This is a genomic window from Salegentibacter sediminis (assembly GCF_002078605.1).
In the GTDB taxonomy this organism is placed as follows: Bacteria; Bacteroidota; Bacteroidia; order Flavobacteriales; family Flavobacteriaceae; genus Salegentibacter; species Salegentibacter sediminis.
The window spans coordinates 427,381-453,614 of record NZ_MSJR01000001.1; the positions used below are offsets into that span (position 1 = coordinate 427,381).

Here is a 26,234-nt window from a genome sequence, read left to right on the forward strand (position 1 = left end):
TTATGGCACACGAAACTGCACATCATCACGAATCTAATACCAAAAGAATCTGGATTGTTTTTGCGATCCTTTCGGTTCTTACTATTGTAGAGGTAATTTTAGGAATAGTAAAACCTGGTTTTCTGGTTCATACCGATCTATTTAGTATGAAGCTGTTAAACTGGATCTTCATTATCCTTACGATCTTTAAGGCTTATTATATTGCCTGGGCCTTTATGCACCTTGAAGGAGAAAAAAAAGGTTTACGAAGAGCAATTGTATGGACCGGGGTATTCTTAATAAGCTACCTGATATTTATTCTCCTTACCGAAGGAGATTATGTATATGAAGTTTTTAAATCAAATCATGTGGCCTGGGATTTTTAGGCTAATGAAAGTTAAATGATAAAGAAAAGACGGTTTTATGAAGCCGTCTTTTTATTTTTGTACCCAGTTGTTGAATTAGGTTTATGAAAAAGTTTTTTGTACTCGTCGTACTCTTCGCATTACCCATTATCGCCTATCTCTTTTTTTCCTCCGGGCAAAATAACTTTGCTAAACTTCCGGTGCTTACCGAGGATATTCATGATATAAATGATTTTAAAAGTTTGCAGGGAGAGAAGGTTTCCCTGGATGATAAGATTAGTATCGTGGCTTTCTTCGGAAAAAACCTGGATCAGATGAAGGGACATACCTTTAATTTAGATCAAAAGATCCTGGAGAAATACTATGAATTTAATGACTTTCAGTTTGTGATCGTTCTGCCGGAATCGGCCCGGGAGAATGCGATTCGTTTTTCTGAAGATTTTGAGGCCATAGGAAATCCGCAGAATTGGAAATTTGTTTTCTCTTCCGAAGAAAAAGTAAAAGCGGTTTTTGAGAGTATGAACTCTAACCTTAAGCTGGATAAAAATCTTCACACGCCTTATGTTTTTATTGTAGACAAAGACAGAAACCTTCGGGGTAGGAAGGACGATGAAGATTACGGAAAGATGTATGCATATGACGCCAGCTCTGTTGCCGATCTAAGCAATAAAATGAACGATGACGTGAAAGTGATACTCGCCGAATATCGAATGGCCCTTAAAAAGAATAACGCCGAAAGGAAAAACTAAATTTCCCGACCACCTTATTAAAAGCATTTATAATGAAGAATTATTCATACATAGGCATTTCCCTGATTATCCTGATTTTTGGGATCATATTTATTCCCAAAATAGTAGATCGTATCAGTAACGATTCAGTAGTAGAATCTGATAGGTTAAATGTCAAGGGAGCTGAGAGAAAATCTGCTCCTGCTGAAGAGCTCGCTTATATAGAGATAGATGGAGAACGAAAAAAGGCGCCTGAATTTGAACTGATTGATCAGAATGGAGACACTATTACCAATGAAGATTACCTGGGAAAAGTTTATGTAGCCGAATTTTTCTTCTCTACCTGCCCCAGCATTTGTCCTATAATGAATAGTAATTTGGTGGAGATCCAGAATGAGATCAAAAATGAAAATGATTTTGGGATCGCTTCATTTAGTATAGACCCCACTTATGATACCCCAGAGGTCCTACAGGAATATGCAGAAAAGTACGGCATCACCAATCCTAACTGGCATCTTTTGACGGGAGATAAGGATGTTATTTATGGGTTGGCTAATAATGGGTTTAATATCTACGCCGAGGAAGACGAGAATGCTCCCGGCGGCTTTGCGCACCAGGGGATGTTTGCCCTTATAGATCAGGAAGGTTACATCAGGTCGCGCAGAGATGCGTATGGCAACCCCATAATTTTTTACAGAGGTTATGTTGAGCGAAATAAATCTGTGGCCCAGGGACAGGAAACCCCCGAAATTGATATATTAATCGAGGATATAAAAAATTTACTGTGAGAGCAAGACTAACTAAAACCGATAAAATTGCGGTGCCGGTAATAATAGGCCTTTCAATTGCCGTCCCCCTTCTTGTGCTTATTTTAATGTATCTCCCTGAGCGCTTTAATTTCTTTGGGGCACAGGCAGGAACCTTTCCTTTTTTTCACGCGGTGCTAAATGGCTCCACAGCTGTTCTCCTAATATTGGGATATTTTTATATGAGAATCAAGGAATATAAGCACCACCGTAATACTATGATAAGTGCATTCTTCTTATCTGCAATTTTTCTGGTGAGTTATGTGATCTCAAAAATAAGCAACGACCCTGTACCTTATGGCGGGGAAGGCACCCTACGATATTTGTATTTCTTTATTCTTATTACCCATATCATCCTTTCAGCGATAATTGTTCCCCTCGTTCTCTTTACCATGTATCGCGGACTTACCGCTGAATATGATAAGCACGCCCGCATCGCCCGGTGGACATTTCCTATTTGGTTGTATGTAGCTGTAACAGGTGTTTTAGTGTATATTTTTATGATGCCGTATTACTAAAATCCCTGCCGTGTTAAATCTTTTCCCGGCTGCGTCTAAATTTTTAAATTTGTGCTTCAATTATAAAAAATGAAAACCAGGTTTTTATTCTTATTTCTTTTACTATTACTTCTTCCGATAGCTGCTGAAGCCCAATGTGCTATGTGCAGAGCGGTTCTTGAAAGTGAGGGTGACCAAAGCATGGCTAAAGGGATAAACGATGGGATTCTATACCTGATGCTATTCCCCTATCTTCTCATTGGAGGAATAGGTTATTTTATTTACCGTTCCCGCAAAAAAGCTCGTAAATCTGGCGAAGCTTAAATCCTTGGGAATTATTTTTTAAGATAAAATGTAACTTTTTCGGTTTCGCAGAGTCTTATGGGTGATACTTTTCATTAAAAGTTGACAACCTGTAAATTCACTGCAATGATAGAAATTAGAGATCTTCATAAGTCCTATAGAATGGGCAGTAATTCGTTGCACGTTTTAAAAGGAATTAATTTTAGCGTAGCCGAAGGAGAACTCGTTTCTATTATGGGGTCTTCTGGATCAGGTAAATCTACCCTTTTGAACATTCTTGGAATGCTTGATGAAGCAGATTTAGGCTCTTATACCCTGGATGGCGTACCTATTAAAAATCTAAATGAAAAAATAGCCGCTCGGTACCGTAATAAGTTTTTGGGTTTCATTTTTCAGTCTTTCAATCTTATTTCTTATAAAAATGCTTTGGATAATGTTGCGCTTCCGCTGTATTACCAGGGAATTAAACGCGGTGAACGTATAGAAAAGGCAATGGCTTACCTGGAAAAAGTTGGCCTTGCCGACTGGGCAGGACATTTGCCCAATGAACTTTCCGGAGGGCAAAAACAGCGGGTTGCCATCGCAAGAGCATTAGCCAGTGATCCAAAAGTGCTTCTAGCCGATGAACCTACCGGAGCATTAGACTCAAAAACATCTTATGAAGTGATGAATCTAATTCAGGAGATCAATGATGAAGGCCGAACAATACTTGTAGTAACTCACGAACCCGATATTGCTGCAATGACAAAGAGGATCGTCAATTTAAAAGACGGTAAGATAATTCAGGATACCAAGGTTAATCAAGTAAGAGCGCTGGAAAATGTTTGATTTAGAACGTTGGGAAGAGATCTTTGATACGATTCGTAAAAATAAATTACGAACCTTTTTAACCGGGCTTTCGGTAGCTTCAGGGATCTTTATTTTGGTGGTGCTTCTGGGGATTGGTGAAGGGATGCGTAATGGAATTTCACAGGAGTTTGAAAGAGACGCCGCCAATATTATTTATGTTTATACCGGTGTAACTTCTAAAGAATACAAAGGTTTAAACCCGGGTAGGAGAATTCAAATGAAGAATGAAGATTTTGACTACACCGCTCTAAAACACCAGGACGACTTAGAATTTAGATCTTCTATTTTTAGAATTTGGAATGGTATCGTAAACTACGGTAAAGAATCTGGTTCTTACCGTGTAGAAGGTGTTTATCCCGATTATCAGTTTCTTGAAAATAGCGGGATGATAGAAGGCCGATTTGTAAATTATAAAGATCACGACAATTTTGAAAAAGTTGTAGTGGTAGGGAATAAAGTTCGAAACGACCTTTTTAAAGATAGTAAAGACCCAATTGGGAAATACGTTCAAATATCCGGAATAAATTTTAAAGTAATTGGAGTTTATACCGATCCGGGAGGCGAACGGGAAGAAAGTAGGGTTTTTATGCCAATTTCTACCGCTCAACGTGTTTTTGGTGGGGGTAACAATATTGCCAATATGGCGTTCACCTTAGAGCCCGAAGACAATTTTAAAGCTGCTCTCGCTGCTTCTAATCGGTTTACCGCCGATGTTGAAAATCAACTTAAAGAAACACATACTATAGCTCCAGATGATGAAAGTGCGGTAAGCATTAATAATTCCCTGGAAAATGCGAAGCGCTTCTACGATCTTATGGATATGATAAAATTCTTCTTTTGGGGTGTGGGTATTTGTACCATTATCGCCGGGGTTGTGGGAGTAAGTAACATTATGCTCATTATCGTAAAGGAAAGAACCAGGGAAATAGGAATTCGGAAGGCACTTGGGGCAGAGCCGCTTTCAATTGTGGGAATGGTGTTGCACGAATCTATTTTTGTGACCGCAATTGCTGGTTTCATTGGTTTAATAGCCAGTTTAATGTTACTGGAATTTGTGGGGCCGCTTATAGAAACTCAATATATCGCCAATCCTGCAGTTAATTTCAATGTAGCGCTTACCACCGTTTTTATTTTAGTGATTGCCGGTGCTATTGCCGGATTTTTCCCTGCCTGGAGGGCTGCGAGAATTAAACCTATTGATGCATTAAGAGACGAATAATATGTTTAGCAGGGATAAATGGAGCGAAATAATTGAAGCACTAAGTTCTAACTGGTTTAGAACTTTACTAACTGCTTTTGGGGTAATGTGGGGAATCTTTATTCTTGTAATTCTACTTGCTGCAGGAAAAGGCCTTGAAAATGGCGTAAAAAAAGGATTTGGAGGTATTGCTACCAATACCATGTTCATGTGGACACAAACTCCGTCTAAACCATATAAAGGCTTGCCTAAAGGCCGAAACTATAATTTTAAAACAGGAGATGTTGAAGCGCTTAGAGAAAATGTACCGGGACTTCGGTTTATTTCTCCAAGAAATCAATTAGGAGGTTTTGGCGGAAATAATAATGTGGTGCGGGGCCTTCAAACCGGGGCTTTCAACGTTTATGGCGATTATCCCGAGATCATTCAGCAAGAACCTATGGATGTCACTGCCGGAAGGTTTATCAATTATCTCGATATTGAGGAAAAACGCAAAGTTGCCATAATTGGCGAAGGGGTAAGGCGCGAACTTTATGAAAAGGATGAAGAGGTTTTGGGGACCTATCTTAAAATAAATGGTGTCAATTTTATGGTAATAGGTACCTATAAGAAAAAAGGCGGTGGCGGCGGAAATGCAGAAGAAGCTCAAAAAGAAATCTATGTGCCATTTACCGCGTTTTCCCAGGCATTTAATATGGGTGATACCGTAGGTTGGATGGCGATTACCGCTAACGATGAAAATTCTATCACCAGTTTAAAATCACGTATTCTGGATCTTATAAAAAGTAGGCATTCTATTCATCCCGAAGATGACCGTGCTGTTGGGAATTTTGATTTATATGAGGAATTCAACAAAATAAACGGGTTGTTCGTGGCGCTAAAAGCAGTCGCCTATTTTGTAGGTATTCTCGTTTTGCTTTCAGGAATTATTGGGATTAGTAATATTATGCTCATCGTGGTAAAAGAAAGAACAAACGAAATTGGTGTAAGAAGAGCTCTTGGCGCTACGCCCTGGTCTATTAGAGGGCAGATTTTAATGGAATCTATTTTCCTGACTATTATTTCGGGAATGGCCGGGATTATTTTCGCAACTGGAATAATTGCAGCAGTAAATTATGCTTTAAGCGGAATGGATACATCAGAAATGATGTTTGCTAACCCAAGTGTAGATTTGGGTGTAGTGCTTACCGCACTGGCAATTTTAGTATGCTCAGGTTTGTTGGCGGGGCTTATCCCGGCACAAAATGCGATAAAAATAAAGCCCGTAGATGCCCTTAGAACCGAATAAAAAGAAAAAAAGTAAAGAAGACAAATACAATCAAAAAATGAAACCAGCATGATGCTGGACCTAATAAGCAAAACAGGGAAATGATTTTAAACCTGTGATAATTTTCCAATTATGAGTCAAAAATTAACCAGATGAAAAAAACAGTTACCATTTCAATTTTAGTACTAATCGCCGTGGTTTTTGTAGGCGCGTTATACTATTTGTTTCAGAAAAATCAGGAGGATCCTACGGTTTATGAAACCGAACAGGCTTCTGTAGAAACCATCGTCAAAAAGACTGTGGCCACAGGAAATATTGTTCCGAAGGAAGAAGTGCTTATTAAGCCCAATATTTCAGGAATTATAGACGAAATATATATTGAAGCCGGCGAGAAAGTGAAGGCTGGAGATCTTATTGCTAAAATACGCGTAATCCCAAATGTAAATTCATTGCAAAGTGCGAAAGATGCCGTGGCTACTGCCAAGATCAATTTAGATAATGAGAAAAAAACCTTTGAAAGACAAAAATCTTTGTTCGAAAAAGGAGTGATCTCTCAAAATGATTTTGACAATGCCGAAGCCAATTACAAAAGGATGCAACAAAACTACCGCTCTGCAGAGCAGAATTTCGAAATTGTGCAAACAGGAACCACTAGTGGAATTGGGAGTGCTGCTAATACACTTATTCGCTCCACGGTAGACGGGATGGTGCTAGATGTTCCCGTTAAGGTAGGAAACCAGGTGATTGAAAGTAATAACTTTAATGATGGTACTACTTTAGCGACTCTTGCTGATGTGAACGAAATGATTTTTGAAGGAAAAGTTGATGAAAGTGAAGTGGGGAAAATTAAGGAAGATTTACCGCTGGAAGTAACGGTTGGTGCTATAGAGAATAAAACTTTCAATGCAGTTTTAGATTATATCGCTCCAAAAGGTGTGGATGAAAATGGAGCTATTCAATTTGAGATTAAAGGAACTTTAGATAAGGCCGATACAACTTTTATTCGTGCCGGTTTAAGCGCCAATGCCTCTATTATTTTAGATCGGGCAGATGAGGTTCTGGCAATTAAAGAAGCTTTAGTGCAGTTTGATCCTAAAACCCAGGAGCCATTTGTGGAAGTAGAAACCGGAGATCAGCAATTTGAAAGAAGAGATTTGGAATTAGGAATTAGTGATGGGATTCAGGTTGAAGTGAAAAATGGTATTTCTAAAGACGATAAAATTAAGGTTTGGAACAAAGTACAACCTGGTCCGGAATTCGCCGGCAGATAGATTTTTATTTCAAAATGTAACAAGTTTAGAATTTCACAGACTCATCAACTACAATTCCGATTATGAAAAAATACAGCTTACTAACCATATTTTTATTTTCTGCGTTATTTGTAAATGCCCAGGAAAACGATAAATGGACACTTCAGGAATGTGTTAATTATGCCCTGGAAAATAATATTTCCATAAAACAATCTGAGCTTAACCTTGAACTTTCTGAAATTGAAGAGCTGGATGCAATAGGGAATTTACTTCCAAATATAAACGCCTCTGCTACCAATTCCTGGAATACAGGGCTAACCCAAAATGTGACCACTGGAATTCTTCAAACGCAAACTACCAGAAACTTTTCAGCTGGAATCACAGCCAGTATGAATTTATTTGATGGGTTACGTAATTTTAAACAACTCCAGGCTTCAAAGATATCTCAACTTTCTGCTCAATATTCATTGGAAAAGATGAAAGATGATATTACCCTTTTCGTGGCCGATTCTTACCTCCAGGTGCTTTTTAATAAACAAAACCTGGAAGTGCTTAGATCACAAAACGAGGTGACTCTGGAGCAATTGGACCGCACACAAGAACTTGTAGATGCCGGTTCCCTGCCCCGGGGTGATTTATTAGAGATTAGAGCGACTAATGCCGATGAGAAACAGCGCATGATAGTTGCTGAAAATAATATTAAGATTTCTCTTATCAACCTGGCTCAAATCTTAAGGATAAGTGACTATGAAAATTTTGATATCGTAGATCGCGATTACGATATCTTCGGAAGCGATATCCTTGAAAATTCGGTTTATGATATTATTGACCGGGCCCGTGAGGAGCGTGCCGAATTAAAAATTGCTGAGGCAAACCACAACCTGGCTCTTAAGGATGTGGAAATTGCAAAAGGAGCTTATCTGCCCAGCCTGGGAGCCTTTTTTAATTATAACACCCGGGAATCGGGAATGGGAAGAATAACCGGGGTTACTATAGATCCCCAGGACCCAACTCGTGAGATAGGAGTAGTGGAAAGTACGGGGGAGGTAGTGGTTGCCCCAAATACGATGAGTACAATTGGAAGTCCATTGCCTTTCTTTGAACAACTTCAAAGAAATGATGGTATAACCTACGGGGTGCAATTAAGTGTTCCTGTTTTTAACGGTTTTGCCACACGTAACCAGGTAAAAAGATCTCAGGTTAATGCGAAACGTGCAGAATATGAAATGGAACAGGCAGAGCTGGATCTTGAAGCAAATGTTTACCAGGCTTACGTAGATGCCCAGGGGGCTTTTGAAGCCTATGAAGCGGCCCTGGTGTCTGCCGAGGCCCAGGAACAGGCTTATGAATATGCTACCCAGCGCTACGATGTTGGGCTTACAAATGCTTTTGATTACAGCCAGTCCAAACTGAGGTACGAAAACGCCCAGCGGGAAGTGGTTCGAACTAAATACGATTATATTTTTAAACTTAAAGTCATAGAGCTTTATTTCGGAATTCCGGTAACAGAGCTTAAATTTTAAATTATGAAGAAAAAGACGCTTTTTATCATTATTGGTGTGTCTCTGGGCCTAATAGTATTACTGGTAGTTGGAAAAAGAGCCGGCTGGTTTGGAGATGCAGGCAACGTAAAAGAAGTGGAGATCACAAAAACAGAGCCTTTGGATATTACGGAAACGGTTGCAGCCACAGGAAAAATTCAACCGGAAGTAGAGGTGAAACTTTCTTCGGAAGTTTCGGGAGAAATCATTGAACTGCCCATCAAAGAAGGCCAAAGTGTAGAAAAAGGAGACCTGTTGGTGAAAATTAATCCTGATATCTATCAGTCTAACCTGCAACGAATGGAAGCAGGGCTCCAGAATATGAGGGCCAACTACAACCAGGCACAGGCCAATTTAAAACAAGCCGAAGCCGATTATAACCGGAATAAAACCCTTTTTGAGAAAGGTGTAATTTCCCAGGCCGAATGGGATGCTGTGGTATCAAACTATGAAGTGGCAAAGGCCGCAAAAGAATCGGCTTATTATAATATGCAAAGTGGTGCAGCCAGTGTTACAGAAGCACGGGATAACCTTGCTCGTACCACTATCTATGCCCCTATGAGCGGCACGATCTCCCGTTTGGATGCAGAGCTGGGGGAAAGAGTAGTAGGAACTCAGCAAATGGCCGGTACAGAGATTCTCAGGGTGGCTAACCTGTCAAATATGGAGGTAGAAGTTGATGTAAATGAAAATGATATTGTGAAAGTTGAGGTAGGAGATTCTACCATTGTTGAAGTTGATGCTTATCTCCGCAGGGAATTTAAAGGCCTGGTTACTGAAATTTCTAATTCAGCCGACAGCCAGCTTACTACCGATCAGGTAACTAACTTTAAAGTAAAAGTTAGGATTATTGAAGAATCTTATGCAGACCTTGTAGAAGGAAAACCTGAGAATTACTCCCCGTTTCGTCCGGGAATGACTGCTACGGTAGATATAATCACTAATAAACGCAAGAATGTTGTTGGGATACCTATTAGTGCAATTGTGGTAAAGAGCGATACTACAGCTAACGGAGATTCAAAGGTGAAACCCGGAGAGGAAATGTTCGAAGCGGTGTTTGTAAAAGAAAATGAAGAGGCGAAACTTAGGGTCGTGGAAACCGGTATTCAGGATGGTTCGAACATCGAAATTACTAAGGGCCTTGAAGAAGGTGAAGAAGTAATTACCGGGCCGTATACCCTGGTTACAAAGTCATTAAAAGCCGGAGATCAGGTGAAGGTAGCTTCCGAAGAAAATTAGTAATTTTGCAAGCGCAGGCTGGAAATATTCTCCCTGCTTATTAAAATTACTATTTTGCCAAACATTCTGTGTTTAGAAACCTCAAGTACCAATTGTTCTGTGGCTATCGCTACAGGGGAAGGGGTTCTTGATATTAAGGAAGATAAGAGTAACAATTATTCCCACGCCGAGAAACTTCACGTCTTTATCGATGAGATACTTAAGGAAAACCAGCTGAAAGTTTCCGATCTGGATGCCATAGCGATAAGTAAAGGCCCTGGTTCATATACGGGGTTAAGAATTGGAGTTTCAGCGGCAAAAGGATTGTGTTTTTCTCTTGAGATTCCCCTCATTTCGATTTCTACCTTAAAATCACTGGCCCTTCAGGTTGAAGAAAAAAATGCCATAGTGATTCCTTTACTCGACGCCCGTAGGATGGAAGTATATTCCGCAGTTTTTAATGCTGAATTTGAGCAGATTAGGGAAACCCGTGCCGAAATTCTTGATGCAGATATTTATTCTGAATATTTAGACCAGGGCAAGGTTGTTTTTATTGGTTCGGGAGTAGAAAAATTTAAAGCCATCTGTGAGCATCCGAATGCGGTCTTTTTGGAAGGTAAATTACCTTCAGCAAAAGAAATGTGTTTGCCCGCCATGGAAAAATACAAAATAAGCGACACCGAAGATGTCGCCTATTTTGAACCTTATTATTTAAAAGATTTTAAAGCCGGTTAACTGGCTGTATTTGAATTCTTGTTATTACCCAAATCCTTTTCTTTTGTACCATTCATTTTTGTTTGGTCGTACAGGTAAACATCACGCTGTGGATATGGAATTGTCATACCGGCTTCTTCCAGCCTTATTTTTCCTTCCTCGATCATATACCAGTGGAGATCCCAGAATTTACTGTTTTCAGCAAAATATCTTACCGAAAAATTCACGGAATCAGCGCCAAGTTCGGCAACGATAATTTGTGGCGCAGGATCTTTTAAAATATCTTCTTGCTCTTCAACAAGATCCCTAAGTACTTGTTTTGCCTTTTTTAAATCATCATCATACGAAATACCAAAGCTTAGAGTTTCTCTTCTGGTGCCGTTGTAACTGTAATTAATAATATTATCGTTACTCAATTCACCATTTGGGATTACCGCTCGCTGGTTTCCAAAAGTGTCTAATTTGGTATAAAATAAAGTGACTTCTACCACTGTACCAGACAATCCCTGGGCTTCTATCCAATCGCCTACTTTAAAGGGTTTGAGAATTATTATCAGCACACCTCCTGCCAGGTTGGAAAGTGAACCCTGCATGGCCAGGCCAATCGCTAAACCTGCGGCACCAATAGCAGCCACAAGAGAAGCGCTCTCTACTCCCAATTGGGTAATCACCAGCACAAAAAGAATTATTCGAAGTCCCCACCGGATAGAGTTTAGAGTAAAAATCTCCAATGTTCTATCGTAATCCTTTCTTTGAAATAGTTTGTCTACATATTTAACAATTAAACTAATTACCCAAAGGCCAATAATTAGCAAAGCAAGTGCACCCAGTAGCGTTGGGAGATAATCAATGAATTTGTTTGCATATTCCCTGGCGATGGCGCCCCAATCGTTTAATTTATCCATATTTATATTTTTTTGTAAAGAGACTACATTAAATAAAATTTCAGGAAAAATCCCTGTTTAAATTTTGTTAAAAGTGTTTAATTAAATTAATAGCTTTTTCAACAGATGTTTGAGGAAGATCACATTTTCCCTCGCTGCATACGTAAATACGATCCTGATTATCCTGAAAACGATGCTGGAGCAAAGGCAAACTGCTTTTAGCGGTGCTCCCTGTTATTAAAGTATTGGGTAAGTACCTTTTTTGAAGGTTAATATTAATATCTTTAGCATTTTCACCTGCTATAGCAATTTCATAGAAAGGATGGGTGAAATTTAGCAGCAGATCCAACCAGTTAGAATAGGAGCCCGGATGGTTTTTTATTTGTGGGTAAACACTTTTCAGCATTTTCTCCGCTCGTTTTTTATATTCGGGCTTCTCCATTAAAGCTGCCAGCTTAAAGAGGTTTTTAGCCATTACCGAATTCGAAGCCGGGATTACATTATCCATAATTTCAAGGGTGCGGGTAATGAGCTTTCTGTCTTTATTTGATGTGAAATAAAACATCGGGGAATCCTCGGTAAAATCTTCAATGCAAATCTCACATAAATCCCTGGCGAGCATTAACCAGGACGCTTCAAAAGTAATTTCATGAAGCTTTATAAAGGCTTCTATAGTAAAAGCGTAATCCTCGAGGTAGGCATTAATCGAGCTTTTGCCATTTTTATAAGTGTGGAACAGCCTACCGTCACTGGCTATTTGTTTTGTTTTAATGAAATTTGCATTTTTTAGAGCTTTGTCCAGGTACTGTGGATCTTGAAGTGCGGTATAGGCGTCTAAATAACCAGAAAGCATAAGGGCATTCCAGGAGGTAAGGGTCTTATCATCCAGGGCAGGTTTTTTGCGATTTTCTCTATGCTTTTTAAGTATCCTCATCCAGGATTTTACTTTCTCCTGAAGTTTTTCTTCGGAAATATTATACTCGGAAGCAATTTGGGCTGAAGCTTTTGTCCTGATGAGTACATACCTGTCTTTTTCCCACTTCCCGTAATTGTTGATGTTGAAATAGGCCGAAAAGAGCTTAAAATCATCCTGAAGTAAATTTTCCAGCTCAGATTTTGTCCAGGTGTAAAAGGCTCCTTCTTCCGATTTGCCTTTTTCATTCAGGCTGTCGGCATCCAAAGCCGAGTAAAAGGCATAATCGGGGGCGGTTAATTCTTCCTGAATAAACTCCAGGGTTTTTTCAATAACACTTTTATAGAGATTATTTTGATCGATTTTATAAGCTTTACTGTATAGACTAACCAGCTGAGCGTTGTCGTAGAGCATTTTCTCAAAATGTGGCACGTGCCAGCGGTTATCTACAGAATACCGGGAAAAGCCGCCGCCCACCGGGTCATAAACGCCACCCCAGGCCATTTTTGTGAGGGTTTTCTCAGTAAAGTTTTGTATTTCTTCATCTTGTTGCTGAAAACCAAACCTCAGTAAAAATTTGTAATTATTGGGCATCATAAATTTTGGGGCCCCTTTGTAACCACCATTTTCCAGATCAAATTCAGCTTTCCATTGCTGTAAAATTTCGGGATAAATATCCCTGGAAAATGGCTGTTCCTCCCCGGGTAATTCTATAAGCTGCAATTTTTGCAATCCTTCTTCCAGTTTTCCGGCGTATTCCTGAAGTTGTTCAGGTTTTTGTTCATATAACACCGAAAGCTGCTTAAGTGCATTTATCCATTGCTCTCTTCTAAAATAAGTGCCGCCCCATACCGGGCGGCCATCTGGAAGGGCCACTATGTTCATTGGCCACCCACCGGTACCTGTCATTACCTGGACCGCATTCATATATACCTGGTCGATATCGGGCCGTTCTTCCCGGTCTACTTTTATGTTTACAAAATCGGCATTCATCACTTTTGCTACTTCTGGATCTTCAAAACTCTCGTGTTCCATCACATGGCACCAATGGCATGCCGAATAACCCACACTAATTATTAAAAGTTTATTTTCCCTGGCCGCCTTTTCCAGGCTTTGATCATTCCAGGCTTTCCAATCTACCGGGTTATGCGCATGCTGAAGCAGGTAAGGGCTGGTTTCATGTATGAGGTCGTTTGTAAATTGCGGTTTTTCGTTTTCCATCCTTAATATTTTTCCTAAAGAAATAGTAGACAGCTTATTGAATTTTATTAATTCAATTTTCAGGAAGGTACAAAATTATATAGGCAGCAGGAAGTACCTGAACTTGTAAACTTTTATTAATTAAAGTTTTAATAATCTTAAAGAACTAAATTTTCCTGTAAAAAAATTCAATTTTGTAGATTGCAAATATTTAAAGCCTATGGAAGACGTATATATAGTAATGTTGGTGGCATTATTTGCCCTTGCGATTACAGACCTTGTGGTTGGAGTTAGTAACGATGCTATAAACTTTCTAAACTCCGCGATAGGTTCAAAAGCGGTTTCCATGCGCACTATTCTAATCGTGGCGAGTCTTGGGGTCGCGGTAGGGGCTGTTTTTTCAAGTGGTCTTATGGAGGTAGCCCGAAAAGGTATTTTTGTACCAGATCAGTTCTACTTTGAAGAGATAATGATCATTTTCATCGCGGTTATGATCACCGATGTTCTGCTTCTGGACTTTTTTAACTCTCTTGGTCTACCAACTTCCACCACCGTTTCTATCGTATTTGAGCTTTTAGGTGCAGCTGTTAGTATGGCTGTAATCAAGATTTATATGGGTGACGGCGATTACAGCCAGCTTACTTCTTATATAAATACCGCAAAAGCCACCGAAATTATCATAGGAATACTCCTGGCGGTTATCATAGCTTTTATTGTGGGTGCGGTAATTCAGTATATATCCAGGCTTATTTTTTCTTTTCAGTTTGAAAGAAAAATAAAATATGTGGGTGCTCTTTTTGGAGGAGTTTCCTTAACCGCTATTCTTCATTTCATCCTGATGAAAGGTTTAAAGGGGGTTTCTTTTATTCCTGAGAGCGTTTTGGACTACCTGACCGAGAATACCCTTATAATTATTGGGGTTAGCTTTGTTATTTTTACCTTGCTTTCCCAGTTTATAATGAGTGTCCTGAAAATGGATATTCTAAGAGTTGTCATCGTGGTAGGAACCTTCGCGCTGGCCCTCGCATTTGCAGGAAATGATCTGGTGAATTTTATTGGGGTTCCTATTGCGGCCTGGCAATCATTCGAAATTTGGCAGTCTGCCTATCAGGCTACCGGGGTTATGCCTTCAGACTTATTAATGACGGAACTCTCTGGGAGTGTCCCCACCCCACAACTCCTGTTAGTATTGGCCGGGGGAGTTATGGTGGTTACCATCTGGTTTTCCGGAAAAGCTCGCTCTGTGGTAGATACAGGGGTGAATCTCGCAAGACAGGGAGATGGGTCTGAGCGCTTTGAGCCTAATTTTCTTTCCCGTAGTATCGTACGTTATTCAGTGGTTTTCGGTAATGCAATTTCCGTAATACTTCCTTTAAGACTAAAGAAAAAAATTGAATCTAAATTTGAAAAATCCACGACGCATGTGAGAAGTAAAAGAGCTAATGCTCCGGCCTTTGATATGGTTCGGGCATCGGTGAACCTGGTTGTGGCCAGTATTCTTATCTCCATTGGTACCAGCATGAAGCTGCCTCTTTCTACAACTTATGTGACCTTTATGGTGGCCATGGGTACTTCCCTGGCAGATAGAGCCTGGGATAGGGAGAGCGCGGTTTATAGGGTTGCTGGAGTTCTTAATGTAGTGGGAGGTTGGTTTGTTACCGCCCTGGTAGCATTTAGTGCTGCAGCGCTTTTTGTCGCAATAATATATTTCGGCGGAATGGTAGCTCTGGCCTTACTTATTATTCTTGCGGTGGTTTTAGTGGTGAGAAGTACAATGCTGCACTCCAAAAAAACCAAGGAAGAAGAGAATAGAAAGCGCTATAATAAAACCGATATCATTACCATCAACGAAATCACTGCTGAAAGTTCAGAAAACATCTCCAGCGTGATTGGTGGGGTGAATAAAATGTACACCAAAACCGTAGATAATCTGGGTTATCATGATCTTGGGAAGTTAAAGAAGAATAGCAAGGCTATTAAAAAGCTGGAATCTGAAGTTGATGAACTCAAGGGTAATATTTTCTACTTTATAAAATCGCTGGATGAGGATTCAGTTGAAGCGAGTAAATTCTATATTTTAATCCTGGATTACCTGCAGGATATGGTACAATCTATTGGTTATATTACCCGTAATTCCTATAATCACGTTAACAACAACCACAAAAACCTGAAGTTTAATCAGGTGAGAGATCTCAAAAAAGTCGATGAAAAAATGCAGGTGTTGTTTGACGATATCAAAGATACTTTCGATAATCACGAATTCAGTAATATCGAGGAGATTCTTGCCGAAAAACAGCAATTACTTGATTATGTATCAGAGTTAATTCAGAAACAGATTAACCGTATCCGAACTTCTGAAACCAGCCCTAAAAATACAAAGCTATACTTCGGATTGTTGCTTGAAACAAAGGACCTGATAAGCTCAACGATGAGTTTACTGCAGCTGTTCCAGGAGTTTAACAATGAAGCAAAAAGAACGCTTTAAATCGATTTTAACCGTTAACAGCTTCTACATATTCTACTTTCCCTCGAAGCATATCTCTTAACATAGTTTCTATACCGCTTTTAAGGGTCATGGTAGAAGACGGGCAACCGCTACAGGCGCCCTGGAGGATTACTTTCACAGTTTTGCTCTCGGCGTTATAGGAATCAAAAAGAATATTTCCCCCGTCACTGGCTACTGCCGGCTTAATGTATTCGTCAAGGATGGCAACCACCTGTTGTGAAGTGTCGTCCAGGCTATCCAGATCGAGCTGAGGTTTAGCCTGTTCTTTTTTAGAACCCGCATTGCTTTGGCCGAGCTGTTCATCACTTATCACTTCGTTACCTTCCTGAATGAAATTGCGAATAAACTCTCTTAACTCCATGGTTATTTCTTCCCAGCCTGCGATATCATATTTTTGAATAGAAACATAATTCTCGTCCATAAATATCTCCTTCACGAATGGGAAATGGAAGAGTTTTTGGGCTAGAGGTGCATTTTTAGCATCATCAATATTCTTGAACTCTGTTGCCTGAAGCACCAGTTTCTTATTGGCCACAAATTTCATTACCGCAGGGTTTGGAGTGCTTTCAGCATAAACCGTTACCGGAATAGATTTATTTTCCTCGGTTTCTTCTTGAACTACAAGGCCTCCTTTATTCAGATAATCCTGAATCTGGCCGGCAACTTCCTCTTGCACATCCTCCCATTCCACGATATCATATTTTTCGATTGCAATAAAATTCTGGGCGATGTAAACGGTTTTTACAAAAGGCAGGTAAAATAATTGCTGTGCAAGGGGAGAGGTTTTGGCTTCATCTATATTGTGAAATTCAAAACTCTTATGCCGGGTAAGAAATTTGTTGGCTTCAAATTTAATGATTCCGGGTTTATCGGTAGCTTGTATATTTATAGTGAAATTGCTCATAGTAAAATTTTTGTGCAAAAGTAGTAAAGAAAACTTAGCTAATCGATATCTTTACTTTCCTTATGAGGTTAGTTTTTCGATTAATTTTTTGTTTCTCAGAACTTTCGAATTGTGCCAGGCTTAAATTTCCGGGTAAAAAATCTTTTTTAATATTAGCCGTTTTTGGTCTTAGTGCTAATGCCCAGGAGGTAATTCCAACCTATTCAGATTATCTAACCGATAATCTTTATTTATTGCATCCCTCTATGGCAGGAGCTGCCAATTCCAATCAAATAAGACTTACTGCAAGACAGCAATGGTTTGACGTAGATAATGCACCCAACTTACAAACCCTGGCAGTGAATGCCCGCACAGGAGAACGGGTAGGACTGGGAGGGATATTGTTTAATGACCAGAATGGAAACTTCTCTAAAACCGGAGCCTTTGCCACTTTTGCATATCATCTAATGTTCTCCCGTAGTGAATTCGATTTGAATCAACTTTCGTTCGGACTAAGTGCGGGGATAATTCAGCATAGATTGGATCAAAGTGGATTTACAGCGTATGATCCTCTTATTGGAGGCAATGACCAGGCTGATATCTACGGAAATATGGACCTTGGTCTTTCCTACTATTACCTGAATTATTATATCCACCTGGCCGCTAAAAATTTACTAACTGTAAGAAGGGAACTGTTTTATTCTGATGCTGTCCCCAGCAATCAACGGAAATATCTGGTTTCAACCGGTTATGTTTTCGAAACTGGGGGTCCCTGGAGTTATGAGCCGTCATTGCTGTTTCAGCTACGGGAACAAACCGCCGAAAAGAATATAGATGTTAATATGAAAGTTTATCACGAGCTTGATTTTGGCCAGGTTTGGGGAGGATTATCTTACCGAAACAGTTTTGAAGGGGCTGAATATACCAGCGCCGGGCAGGAGATCAAAAATCAACAGTTGCGATATCTCACGCCTTTTATAGGGGTCGATTATAATCGTTTTATGTTTGGGTACACCTATACCCATCAGTTTAATTCTATGGTATTAAGCAATAACGGTTTCCATCAGCTTACCCTGGGATACGACTTTGGCGAAAACCGGGGGCGTTATGATTGTAAATGTCCTGCGATAAACTAGAAATCCAGGTGAGAAACCTGGAAATTGTTCTCTTTGGCATTTATGAGCGAGGCTAAAACTTCAGGATTAGTATTGCTGAAGAATTCAGGAATCGGTTTGAATCCTTTTTCGGGTGCGAGGAGGTTGTTCCTGGTTAAAACGACTTTTGTTTGCCTTGCCACCGCTTCTCCCGAATCTATTACCTGAACCTCTTCGGGGAGAATTTGCTTTAGTACAGGTACTAAATAAGGATAATGGCTGCAACCCAGTACCAGGTAGTCTATAGACTGTAACAGCATAGGCTGCAAAAGTTTTAAAAGTAAGTTTTTAGTTTGATTAGAATCCTTCTTTCCGCTTTCTATTAATTCCACGAGTCCGTGGCCTTCTACTTCAATAATATGAATGTCTTTGGAATATAACTCGGAGGCTTGATGGAATAATTCACTGCTAAGGGTGCCTTGCGTTGCAAGAATTCCTATTGCTTTTGTTTTAGAATGAAGAGCCGCGGGTTTTATTGCGGGCTCAATCCCTATAAACGGAACATTGTAAGTGTTCCTTAAGACCTTAATAGCATTGGTAGTGGCTGTGTTACAGGCTACCACAATGGTTTTTGCTCCCATTTCCAGGAGTTTTTCCGTATTTTTTATGCTAAGCTCAATAATTTCCCTAACTGGTTTTTTCCCATAGGGTGCATTTTTACTATCGGCAAGGTAGATGGTTTTTTCAAAGGGAAGAAGTTCGTGTATTTCTTTCCAGATGGAGGTGCCGCCTACACCCGAATCAAAAATGCCAATAGGTTGGGTTGAACTCATAGATGCAAAAATAAAAACTGCGCCTGAATGAGGCGCAGTTTTTATTTATTATTTGAAAAGGAATTACATTCCTAGTTCTTTCTTTACATCGGGCATAAGATCTTTTCCGTCTGCAAGGATTACTCCGGTTCCGGTAGTAGAGTCAAGTACGTAGTCGTAACCCTGAGCTCTTGCTACTTTCTGGATAGCTTCACGAGCTTTCTCTATTACAGGGCGAATAAGATCATTTTCTTTTTTCTGAAGATCCTGTCTTGCCTTCTGGCTATGCTCCTGGATTCTTCTTTCAGTTGCCTGAAGTTCGGTAGCACGTTTTGCATTTTCCTCTTCTGTTTGAGTTTCAGCTTCAGACTGGTAACGTTGCATAGTATTTTGTGCTTCGGTTAACATGTCCTTGATTTCGGCATCATAAGTCTTTTCCAGCTTCTGTAGTTGGTCCATGGCATTTTTATATTCAGGCATAGACTCAACAAGTTCCTGAGTAGCGATATGTGCTACTTTGGATTGAGCGTTGGTAAAAGCGGTAGCACCAAGGGTTAAAGCTAAAGCTATAAAAAGTGTTTTAAATTGTTTCATTTTAAAGGATATTAATTATTAAGTTAAAGGTTAAATTTATTTAGTTTATCGTGTCTTTTTGGTTTCTAATTGCCTGGATGGAATCTTTTCTTCTTTGTCTTTCTTCAAGTATTCTTTTACGACGTTCTTCAAACTCTCTTTGCCTGGCTTCTTTTATAGAATCGCGTTGTCTTTTTCGTTCTTCGATGAGAGCTTCCCGTTCACTTTTATTGTCTCTAACGGCTTTTTCTTTTTCAGCAATTTCAGCATCTTCTTCAACAGTACGGTTTTCCTCGCGTTCAAATTCTTCGATCTCTTCTTTTGAATCTAACTGGCGCCGGTTCGATGCTCTATTAATGCTCCTCAGCACCTGGTCGCTTACATCCAGTTGACGTGAGGCATAAATCATACCACTTTCAGAAGTTCGGTCAAAAACCATATCAAGATTCCTGTTTTTAGCAATTTCTTGAACCGCAGTGAATACCTGGTCCTGGATTGGTCTTATCAATTGCTTTTTCTGAATTATATAATCGCCGTTTGGTCCAAACCTGTTTTGCTCATATTCGGTGGCTTGTTCTTCACGATAGGCGATTTCTTCTTCCCGTTCTTCAATAAGTTCCTTGGTGAGCAATGGTTTTTCATTTTCCAGTTCCTCTTTTAAAGCCGCAATCTCACTTCTGTTCTTCGCAGCAACTTCCCGCCAGTCTTTTACTCTGGTGTCGAGCTGTGCGGAGGCTTCCTGGTATTCAGGAACATTTTCAAGGATATACTCCATATCCACATAACCAATGCGGAAAGATTTTTGAGCATTTGCCTCAAAATTCCCGAGGAAGATTATTAGTGAGATAAGGAGAATTCTTTTCATATTACCGAATATAGAAAATATCGTGCCAATTTAAAACTGTTGTCCTATGATAAAATGAGTTTCCCATCCGTTTGCACCAGGGCTCCCAACGATAGGATCGAAACCGTAACCAAAATCAATACCCAGTAAACCAAATGCCGGCATAAAGATTCGTAAACCTGCTCCTGCCGATCTGTTAAGCTGGAAAGGATTATAATCTTTAAAGTTATCATATGAGGCACCTGCTTCCAAAAAAGTTAATGCATAAATAGACGCTGAAGGCTTAAGGGTGATCGGGTATCTCAACTCCAGGGAATATTTATTGAAAATGGTTGCACCATCATCTGTAGATCCTGTGGGTCTGTCAATCGGAACTACCGATTGGTTTGGATAACCTCTAAGTTGAACAGTTTCCCTGCCATCTAAGCTGAAAGCTCCAAGACCATCTCCCCCAAGGAAGAAACGCTCGAAAGGAGGTACGCCACGATCATTGTTATAGGCTCCGAGGAAACCATATTCCGCATAAGTCCTAAGGACGAGTTTATCATAAATTTGGGTAAACCATTCCCCGCTGAATTTCACTTTGTAAAATTCCAGCCAATTGAATTTCTCCTGGTCTATTTTTCCTTGATCAGGCACGGCGTTTTCTGGAGTTACACGCCCGCCATTACGATCTATTAAATTTCCATTTTCATCTTCCAGCTGGAATTCTCTTTGTTCTCCCAGGTTAGCATAATCTACATCATTCCAAAGTGAATAAGGAGGCGTAAGTTTAGCTGTAAGTTTAAATTTAGAACCTCCGGTTGGGAAAATTGGGTTAATGTAAGTGTTGTCTCTTGTAAGACCAAAGGTATAACTAAGGTTATTAGAGTGTCCATCTCCAAAGGTAAAGAGCCCGGTATTGTAGTTGTTAAGGTTATATCGCTGGAATCCTATTGCATGAGAAACTGTGATATATGGATCTGGCACGGTTAAGCGCTTCGCTAAGCCAACATTTACTCCAAGGATGTCAAAGCTTCTGCTTTTGTCGGCCTCACGGGTTAAATAGTCAAACAGGAATTGTCTTGTATAGGAGAAGGATGTTTGTAAGCTAACCGGTTTCTTGCCTCCAAGCCAGGGTTCCATAAAGCTAAGGCTGTATGTTTGGTAAAAAGTACTGGCTTGCGCCCTTAGGGAAAGCGATTGCCCGTCACCCATTGGTAACGGCTTGTAAGATTCTTTGTCAAAAATACCTGAAAGGGCAAAATTATTAAAGGATAGTCCCAGGGTTCCTATAAAACCTCCACCGCCATAACCACCTTGTAGTTCGATTTGGCTGGCGCCGGCTTCAACTACTGAATATTCCAGGTCGAGCGTTCCGGTTTGGGGGTTAGGGTCAACGAAATTAGGTTCGAGTTGCTCTGCATCAAAGAAACCTAACTGCCCTAGTTCTCTAACCGTAGAAACTACATCTTCCTGACTGTATTTCTGGCCGGGTTTGGTCCTTAATTCCCGGTATATAACGTGATCTTTTGTCTTATCGTTACCGGTAACCCTTATTTCATTGAAATAGGCCTCTTTTCCTTCCATAATCCTTATTTCAAAATCTATGGTATCATTATAGACATTGGTTTCTACCAGGTCTATATTGGAAAAAAGATAACCGTTGTTTTTATAAAGATTGGAAAGATCCTGGGCGTCAGGCCGGGTTTGGTCCATAATTCTTTTGTCAAGTAGCACACCATTGTAGATATCTCCCTTATTTATCCCAAGAACTCTTTGTAAGTGCTCATCAGAATAAACTGAATTTCCTAAGAATTCTATATCGCCAATATAATATTGATCCCCTTCTTCAACTTTGAGATTGAGGGCTATGGTTTCATCATCTTTTCTGATAAGACTATCAGAAACAATCCGGGCATCCCGGTAACCCGTTTCCTTGTATTTATCTATAATGGATTGCTTATCTTCCTGGTAATCTGCCCGCACAAATTTTGATCTCTTCCAGACTCTGAAAAAGTTTTTTTGCTTGGTATTTTTCATCGTGCGCCTAAGCTTGGCGTCTGAAAAATTTTCATTCCCGATAAATTCGATTTCTTCTACTTTAACGCGGTCGCCTTTATCTACGTCTACAACCATATTTACCAGGTTTGATTTGGCTTCAGTGGTATCCTGCACTGCCGTAGTATTTACATTAACTTTAGCATTAAAATAACCTTCTTTGCGGTATTTGCTTTCGATATAGTTCTTAGTGGTGGTAATAAGGTTTTCAGTAACCTTGGCGCCTTCTCTAAGTTTGTTTTCTTCCAGAAGTTCTTCCTGTTCCCGTTTCTTTAATCCCTGGATCCTTACTTTGGAAAGTTTTGGAACCTCCTGAATTTCCAGTTCGAGATCGGCAACACCGTTTTCAACATTCGTGATATAGAAATTAATATCGCTGAAAAGGTCCAGTTTCCATAATTTTTTAAGAACATTACTTAACTTGTCTCCGGGGATATAAATTTCTTCGCCCTTCTTGAGGCCGGTATAGGCGATCACCGTTTGTTCGTTATAACTAACGTTGCCGGTTACGTTTATTTCTCCTAAAATATATTTTTTACCATCTGAAATTGGCAGGTCTTGCGCCTGGGTGGATGTGCCTAAAAATAAACAAAATGCTACAAGTGCTATAAACTTCTTTGTCATGAATGCGCTAACTGAGTTGCTCACTGGTTTTTCCAAATCGTCGTTCTCTATTTTGATAATTGTAAATGGCTTCAAAAAGATTTTCTTTTCTGAAGTCCGGCCATAATAGTTCTGTAAAATATAACTCTGCATAGGCGATTTGCCATAAAAGGAAATTGCTTATGCGCTGCTCACCACTTGTTCTAACAAGCAGATCTACATCTGGTAAATTTCGGGTGTAAAGATGCTGATTTATAACTGATTCATCAATAGCTTCAGCAGATATTTCGTTGTTTTTAACTTTCAGGCTAATTTCCTTCACTGCACTGGTTAGTTCTTCGCGGGAGCCATAGCTTAAGGCAAGGGTTAGTACCATACGGTCATTGCCCTTTGTTTTCTCGATAACTTCCAGGAGTTCACGGTGTGCTTTTTTGGGAAGATTGTCTAGATTTCCAATAGCGTTTAAACGGATGTTATTTTCCTGAAGCGTTGTAATTTCCTTCCGTAGGGAAGAAACCAGAAGTTTCATTAAGGTTTGAACTTCAAGTTTGGGCCTGTTCCAGTTCTCTGTAGAAAAAGCATAAAGGGTGAGGTGCTCCACCCCGATCTCGGCAGCTCCTTCCACGACATCACGTACCGCTGTGGTGCCCTGTTCGTGCCCTTTAATCCTTAAAAAACCCTGCTGCTTTGCCCAGCGCCCATTGCCATCCATAATTAAGGCAATGTGTTTGGGTAGCTTCTTAAGGTTGATTTTTTCTCTATAATCCATATTAAAAATTCCGGTAACAAGGTCTTCGACCCCAGGAAAAGGTGAAGTTCACCCCCGTAAACACATACCAATCGTTTGTATTTCGGTTTCCAAATTCAATTGGCGGATCCCGCCTGTCTAATAATTCTTCGGGCCAGCTACCATCCAGGTTATCGGTAAAGGTATATCGAGCTCCAATTTCGAAGGCTCCCGAAATATGACTTGTAATACTTTCTTTGTAACCAATTACCATCGGGATGGCAAAAGACCAGTTGGTACCTTCGTTCACCAGATTCCCGCCACGACCATTCTTTAAATAAAGATGGTCTGCCCTAAAATAAGTTAGCCCGGTATAAAGATAAGGCGAACTTTGCGGATGACCCTGATGAAGATCAAAATCCCAGAAATTAAATTCCACACCTAAAGACGCTTCAGCGATATTATTGCTGAAAGAATAACCTCTTTGAACTCTTCGGTTCTCAGAAGATTTGGTGTCATCGGCATTAATTTCAGCAAAAAGCAGGGATAATCTGAATGCATGTCTCGGGCTTCGGTTCCATTTTACGAGTCCACCAAAAACCAGGGAATTGGGTAAAACGTAATTAGTTCTACCTACATCACCTATGTAGTTAGCTCCTCCAAGAAATGGGCCTGCTTCAAAGGTTTGTGAATAAGTGTTAGCCGAGTAAGCAAACATGATTACAAAAGCTATTAGGTACCTCATAGGTTTTCAAAAGTTTGCAAATATAACAATAATGTTTGCTCTACAATAATTTGAGCAGTTTTGTACATATTCATAAACAGTTTTAGAAAACTTTTATTGCTTAATTGCGCTTATCTTCTCCCCATAAAAGTTTCTGGCGCAGGGTATACAGGAAGCTTTGTTCATTCAATTCAACTATATTTATTGTGTAGGGGGCCTTGGTAATAGTTATTTTAGTATCACTTTTTAGTGAGGCAATCCGGGAATCCATAGAAAGTAAATGGGAATCTTCCCTTCCTGAAACCCGAAGAGTAATTTTCGTGTTGTCTTTAATAACAAGTGGCCTGGCGTTTAAATTATGCGGGGCAATAGGGGTGATTACAAGAGAATCTGTATTGGGAGTAATCACAGGTCCACCACAACTTAAGGAATATCCTGTAGAACCGGTGGGGGTTGAGATAATTAACCCATCTGCCCAATAAGAAGTGAGATACTGGTCGTCCAGCCAGGTGTCTACAGTGATCATCGAGGTGGTGTTTTTACGGCTAACGGCTATTTCGTTAAGGGCTACGTTATTGAAAATAGGGTCGTGACCGTCGGGGTGACATTCGGTTTTTAAAACACTTCGTGGGGATATGCTGAAATTCTTGTTTAATATTTCGTGGATGGTGCTTTCGATTTCTTCCTTCTGTATAGTTGCTAAAAAGCCTAACCTCCCTGTATTAATTCCAACAATTGGGATTTCCATGTCCTTTACATAATTGATGGACTTTAAAATGGTTCCATCCCCTCCAATGCAAAAAAACAGGTCGTAGGACCTGTCCAAAGAGGTGAAAGTTTCATAGTAACTCCGGGAATTAGGTATTGTTTCATTGAGTTTAATTAAATCAAAGAATTTTTTCTCTATTACTACTTTTACATTTTCATTTTCCAGCAACTCTAGAAGCTGTCCGATATATTCTCCGGCATTGGTGTGATAAAACTGTCCGTAGATGCCAATTTTCATATTAAATATTGAGGTATTTATCTAAGTATTTTGAGCGGTCTTTTAAATTTTTGTTGAAGCTGTCTTCCTGGTGCTCTGAAACCACTTTGTACCCGTACCGCCTGAAGGCCTGAATGATTTCGTTGATTCCCGTAGGGCTGAGTTTTAGGGTTATTTCAGCAAGATCGTTTTCAAATTTTGAAACAAAAACACCAAGGATATTGGCATTGTTTGATTCTGTAATCTGGCTCACTTCACTGAAAGAATAATCTTTAAAGCCTTTTTCTAACACAATTATATTCCCCGGTTCACTTAGGAAAGGGGTCTCATTAAAAATTGCAATAATTTCATTAAGCTCTACGTAGCCAAGGTATTTATTTTCCTCATCCAAAACCGGGAGGATATTTGTGTTGTTTTGCGCAAAGGCTTCCAGAATATCCAGCCAGTAATCAGATTCTCTAACAAAGAAACCTTCAAGAGCATATTGATAATCCTCCAGGGTTTTCTCTGCTTCAAAACAACGAATATCATTTTCTGAGATGCAGCCCATGTATATCCCGTTATTTTCTACCGGGAGATGGGAATAGGTAAGCTGGTTGAATAAATTTTGAATCTCTCCAACCTTATCGGAAAAATGACAAATCGAGACATCGTTAATAATAAAATCTTCTATGTTCATATCCCTCGTCCTTATTTCTGCAAATTAATTAAAATAAAATTCATTAGGGCAT

General features: G+C 39.8%; 25 protein-coding genes. 14 read left to right on the forward strand and 11 right to left on the reverse strand.

Annotation, left to right across the window (positions count from 1 at the left end; genetic code table 11):
- Nucleotides 1–2 precede the first annotated feature (2 nt).
- The 12 genes from BUW93_RS02005 (at nucleotide 3) to tsaB (ending at nucleotide 10,736) form a co-directional block, all read left to right on the forward strand.
- Nucleotides 3–365, forward strand: coding sequence for a cytochrome C oxidase subunit IV family protein (locus BUW93_RS02005; protein WP_081208691.1), 363 nt, complete (start codon nucleotides 3–5; stop codon nucleotides 363–365).
- A gap of 83 nt (nucleotides 366–448) precedes the next feature.
- Nucleotides 449–1,093: a hypothetical protein gene (locus tag BUW93_RS02010; RefSeq protein WP_081208693.1), complete on the forward strand. Its 645-nt coding sequence runs from the start codon at nucleotides 449–451 to the stop codon at nucleotides 1,091–1,093.
- A gap of 32 nt (nucleotides 1,094–1,125) precedes the next feature.
- Nucleotides 1,126–1,860, forward strand: a complete 735-nt coding sequence (locus BUW93_RS02015; RefSeq protein WP_081208695.1) for an SCO family protein — start codon at nucleotides 1,126–1,128, stop codon at nucleotides 1,858–1,860.
- A complete protein-coding gene (locus BUW93_RS02020) occupies nucleotides 1,857–2,396 on the forward strand; it encodes a DUF420 domain-containing protein (RefSeq protein WP_081208697.1) in 540 nt (179 codons plus the stop codon). The genes BUW93_RS02015 and BUW93_RS02020 overlap by 4 nt, the downstream gene beginning before the upstream one ends.
- Before the next feature lie 69 nt (nucleotides 2,397–2,465).
- A complete protein-coding gene (locus BUW93_RS02025) occupies nucleotides 2,466–2,699 on the forward strand; it encodes a hypothetical protein (protein ID WP_081208699.1) in 234 nt (77 codons plus the stop codon).
- A 105-nt stretch (nucleotides 2,700–2,804) separates the two neighbouring features.
- Nucleotides 2,805–3,506, forward strand: coding sequence for an ABC transporter ATP-binding protein (locus BUW93_RS02030; RefSeq protein WP_081208701.1), 702 nt, complete (start codon nucleotides 2,805–2,807; stop codon nucleotides 3,504–3,506).
- The gene (locus BUW93_RS02035; RefSeq protein WP_081208703.1) at nucleotides 3,499–4,746 is read left to right on the forward strand and encodes an ABC transporter permease; all 1,248 of its coding nucleotides are present in this window, start codon (nucleotides 3,499–3,501) and stop codon (nucleotides 4,744–4,746) included. Before BUW93_RS02030 ends, BUW93_RS02035 begins: the two co-directional genes overlap by 8 nt.
- 1 nt (nucleotide 4,747) lies before the next feature.
- On the forward strand, nucleotides 4,748–6,013 hold the full coding sequence (locus BUW93_RS02040) for an ABC transporter permease (protein ID WP_081208704.1): 1,266 nt from the start codon (nucleotides 4,748–4,750) through the stop codon (nucleotides 6,011–6,013).
- 131 nt (nucleotides 6,014–6,144) lie between these two features.
- Nucleotides 6,145–7,263 (forward strand): efflux RND transporter periplasmic adaptor subunit, encoded by a 1,119-nt coding sequence (locus BUW93_RS02045; RefSeq protein WP_081208706.1) that lies wholly within the window; start codon nucleotides 6,145–6,147, stop codon nucleotides 7,261–7,263.
- A 62-nt stretch (nucleotides 7,264–7,325) separates the two neighbouring features.
- Nucleotides 7,326–8,765 (forward strand): TolC family protein, encoded by a 1,440-nt coding sequence (locus tag BUW93_RS02050; RefSeq protein ID WP_081208708.1) that lies wholly within the window; start codon nucleotides 7,326–7,328, stop codon nucleotides 8,763–8,765.
- Nucleotides 8,766–8,768: 3 nt separating this feature from the next.
- Nucleotides 8,769–10,022 carry an efflux RND transporter periplasmic adaptor subunit gene (locus BUW93_RS02055; protein WP_081208710.1) on the forward strand — a complete coding sequence of 418 codons (1,254 nt, stop codon included), beginning with the start codon at nucleotides 8,769–8,771 and terminating at the stop codon, nucleotides 10,020–10,022.
- A 54-nt stretch (nucleotides 10,023–10,076) separates the two neighbouring features.
- A complete protein-coding gene (gene tsaB / locus BUW93_RS02060; RefSeq protein ID WP_081208711.1) occupies nucleotides 10,077–10,736 on the forward strand; it encodes a tRNA (adenosine(37)-N6)-threonylcarbamoyltransferase complex dimerization subunit type 1 TsaB in 660 nt (219 codons plus the stop codon).
- Here the strand turns inward: tsaB and BUW93_RS02065 are convergent.
- Together BUW93_RS02065 and BUW93_RS02070 are read right to left on the reverse strand one after the other, a co-directional pair.
- Complete coding sequence (locus BUW93_RS02065) at nucleotides 10,733–11,620, reverse strand: mechanosensitive ion channel family protein (RefSeq protein WP_081208712.1); 888 nt, start codon at nucleotides 11,618–11,620, stop codon at nucleotides 10,733–10,735. The two genes, tsaB and BUW93_RS02065, sit on opposite strands and share 4 nt — an antisense overlap.
- Nucleotides 11,621–11,687: 67 nt before the next feature.
- Nucleotides 11,688–13,733, reverse strand: coding sequence for a thioredoxin domain-containing protein (locus BUW93_RS02070; protein ID WP_081208714.1), 2,046 nt, complete (start codon nucleotides 13,731–13,733; stop codon nucleotides 11,688–11,690).
- A gap of 199 nt (nucleotides 13,734–13,932) precedes the next feature.
- Between BUW93_RS02070 and BUW93_RS02075 the strand changes: the two genes are divergently transcribed.
- Nucleotides 13,933–16,197 (forward strand): inorganic phosphate transporter, encoded by a 2,265-nt coding sequence (locus BUW93_RS02075; protein ID WP_081208715.1) that lies wholly within the window; start codon nucleotides 13,933–13,935, stop codon nucleotides 16,195–16,197.
- A 7-nt stretch (nucleotides 16,198–16,204) separates the two neighbouring features.
- Here the strand turns inward: BUW93_RS02075 and BUW93_RS02080 are convergent, their stop codons facing one another.
- Nucleotides 16,205–17,122: a NifU family protein gene (locus BUW93_RS02080; RefSeq protein WP_081208716.1), complete on the reverse strand. Its 918-nt coding sequence runs from the start codon at nucleotides 17,120–17,122 to the stop codon at nucleotides 16,205–16,207.
- A gap of 62 nt (nucleotides 17,123–17,184) precedes the next feature.
- Here BUW93_RS02080 and BUW93_RS02085 point away from each other — a divergent pair, with 62 nt between their 5' ends.
- Nucleotides 17,185–18,237: a PorP/SprF family type IX secretion system membrane protein gene (locus tag BUW93_RS02085; protein ID WP_081208717.1), complete on the forward strand. Its 1,053-nt coding sequence runs from the start codon at nucleotides 17,185–17,187 to the stop codon at nucleotides 18,235–18,237.
- Here the strand turns inward: BUW93_RS02085 and murI are convergent.
- The 8 genes from murI to BUW93_RS02125 form a co-directional block, all read right to left on the reverse strand.
- On the reverse strand, nucleotides 18,234–19,028 hold the full coding sequence (gene murI, locus BUW93_RS02090) for a glutamate racemase (protein ID WP_081208719.1): 795 nt from the start codon (nucleotides 19,026–19,028) through the stop codon (nucleotides 18,234–18,236). The genes BUW93_RS02085 and murI overlap by 4 nt on opposite strands.
- A 63-nt stretch (nucleotides 19,029–19,091) precedes the next feature.
- Nucleotides 19,092–19,601, reverse strand: coding sequence for an OmpH family outer membrane protein (locus BUW93_RS02095; protein ID WP_081208720.1), 510 nt, complete (start codon nucleotides 19,599–19,601; stop codon nucleotides 19,092–19,094).
- A 40-nt stretch (nucleotides 19,602–19,641) separates the two neighbouring features.
- Nucleotides 19,642–20,445, reverse strand: a complete 804-nt coding sequence (locus tag BUW93_RS02100) for an OmpH family outer membrane protein (protein ID WP_081208722.1) — start codon at nucleotides 20,443–20,445, stop codon at nucleotides 19,642–19,644.
- A 30-nt stretch (nucleotides 20,446–20,475) separates the two neighbouring features.
- A complete protein-coding gene (locus BUW93_RS02105) occupies nucleotides 20,476–23,088 on the reverse strand; it encodes a BamA/OMP85 family outer membrane protein (protein WP_198536968.1) in 2,613 nt (870 codons plus the stop codon).
- Between the two features lie 7 nt (nucleotides 23,089–23,095).
- Nucleotides 23,096–23,836, reverse strand: a complete 741-nt coding sequence (locus tag BUW93_RS02110) for an isoprenyl transferase (protein ID WP_081208725.1) — start codon at nucleotides 23,834–23,836, stop codon at nucleotides 23,096–23,098.
- A gap of 1 nt (nucleotide 23,837) precedes the next feature.
- Nucleotides 23,838–24,539 (reverse strand): type IX secretion system protein PorG, encoded by a 702-nt coding sequence (porG, locus tag BUW93_RS02115; RefSeq protein ID WP_081208727.1) that lies wholly within the window; start codon nucleotides 24,537–24,539, stop codon nucleotides 23,838–23,840.
- A gap of 100 nt (nucleotides 24,540–24,639) precedes the next feature.
- Nucleotides 24,640–25,524, reverse strand: coding sequence for an NAD kinase (locus BUW93_RS02120; RefSeq protein WP_081208729.1), 885 nt, complete (start codon nucleotides 25,522–25,524; stop codon nucleotides 24,640–24,642).
- A gap of 1 nt (nucleotide 25,525) precedes the next feature.
- Nucleotides 25,526–26,182, reverse strand: a complete 657-nt coding sequence (locus tag BUW93_RS02125) for a CBS domain-containing protein (RefSeq protein WP_081208731.1) — start codon at nucleotides 26,180–26,182, stop codon at nucleotides 25,526–25,528.
- Nucleotides 26,183–26,234 lie beyond the last annotated feature (52 nt).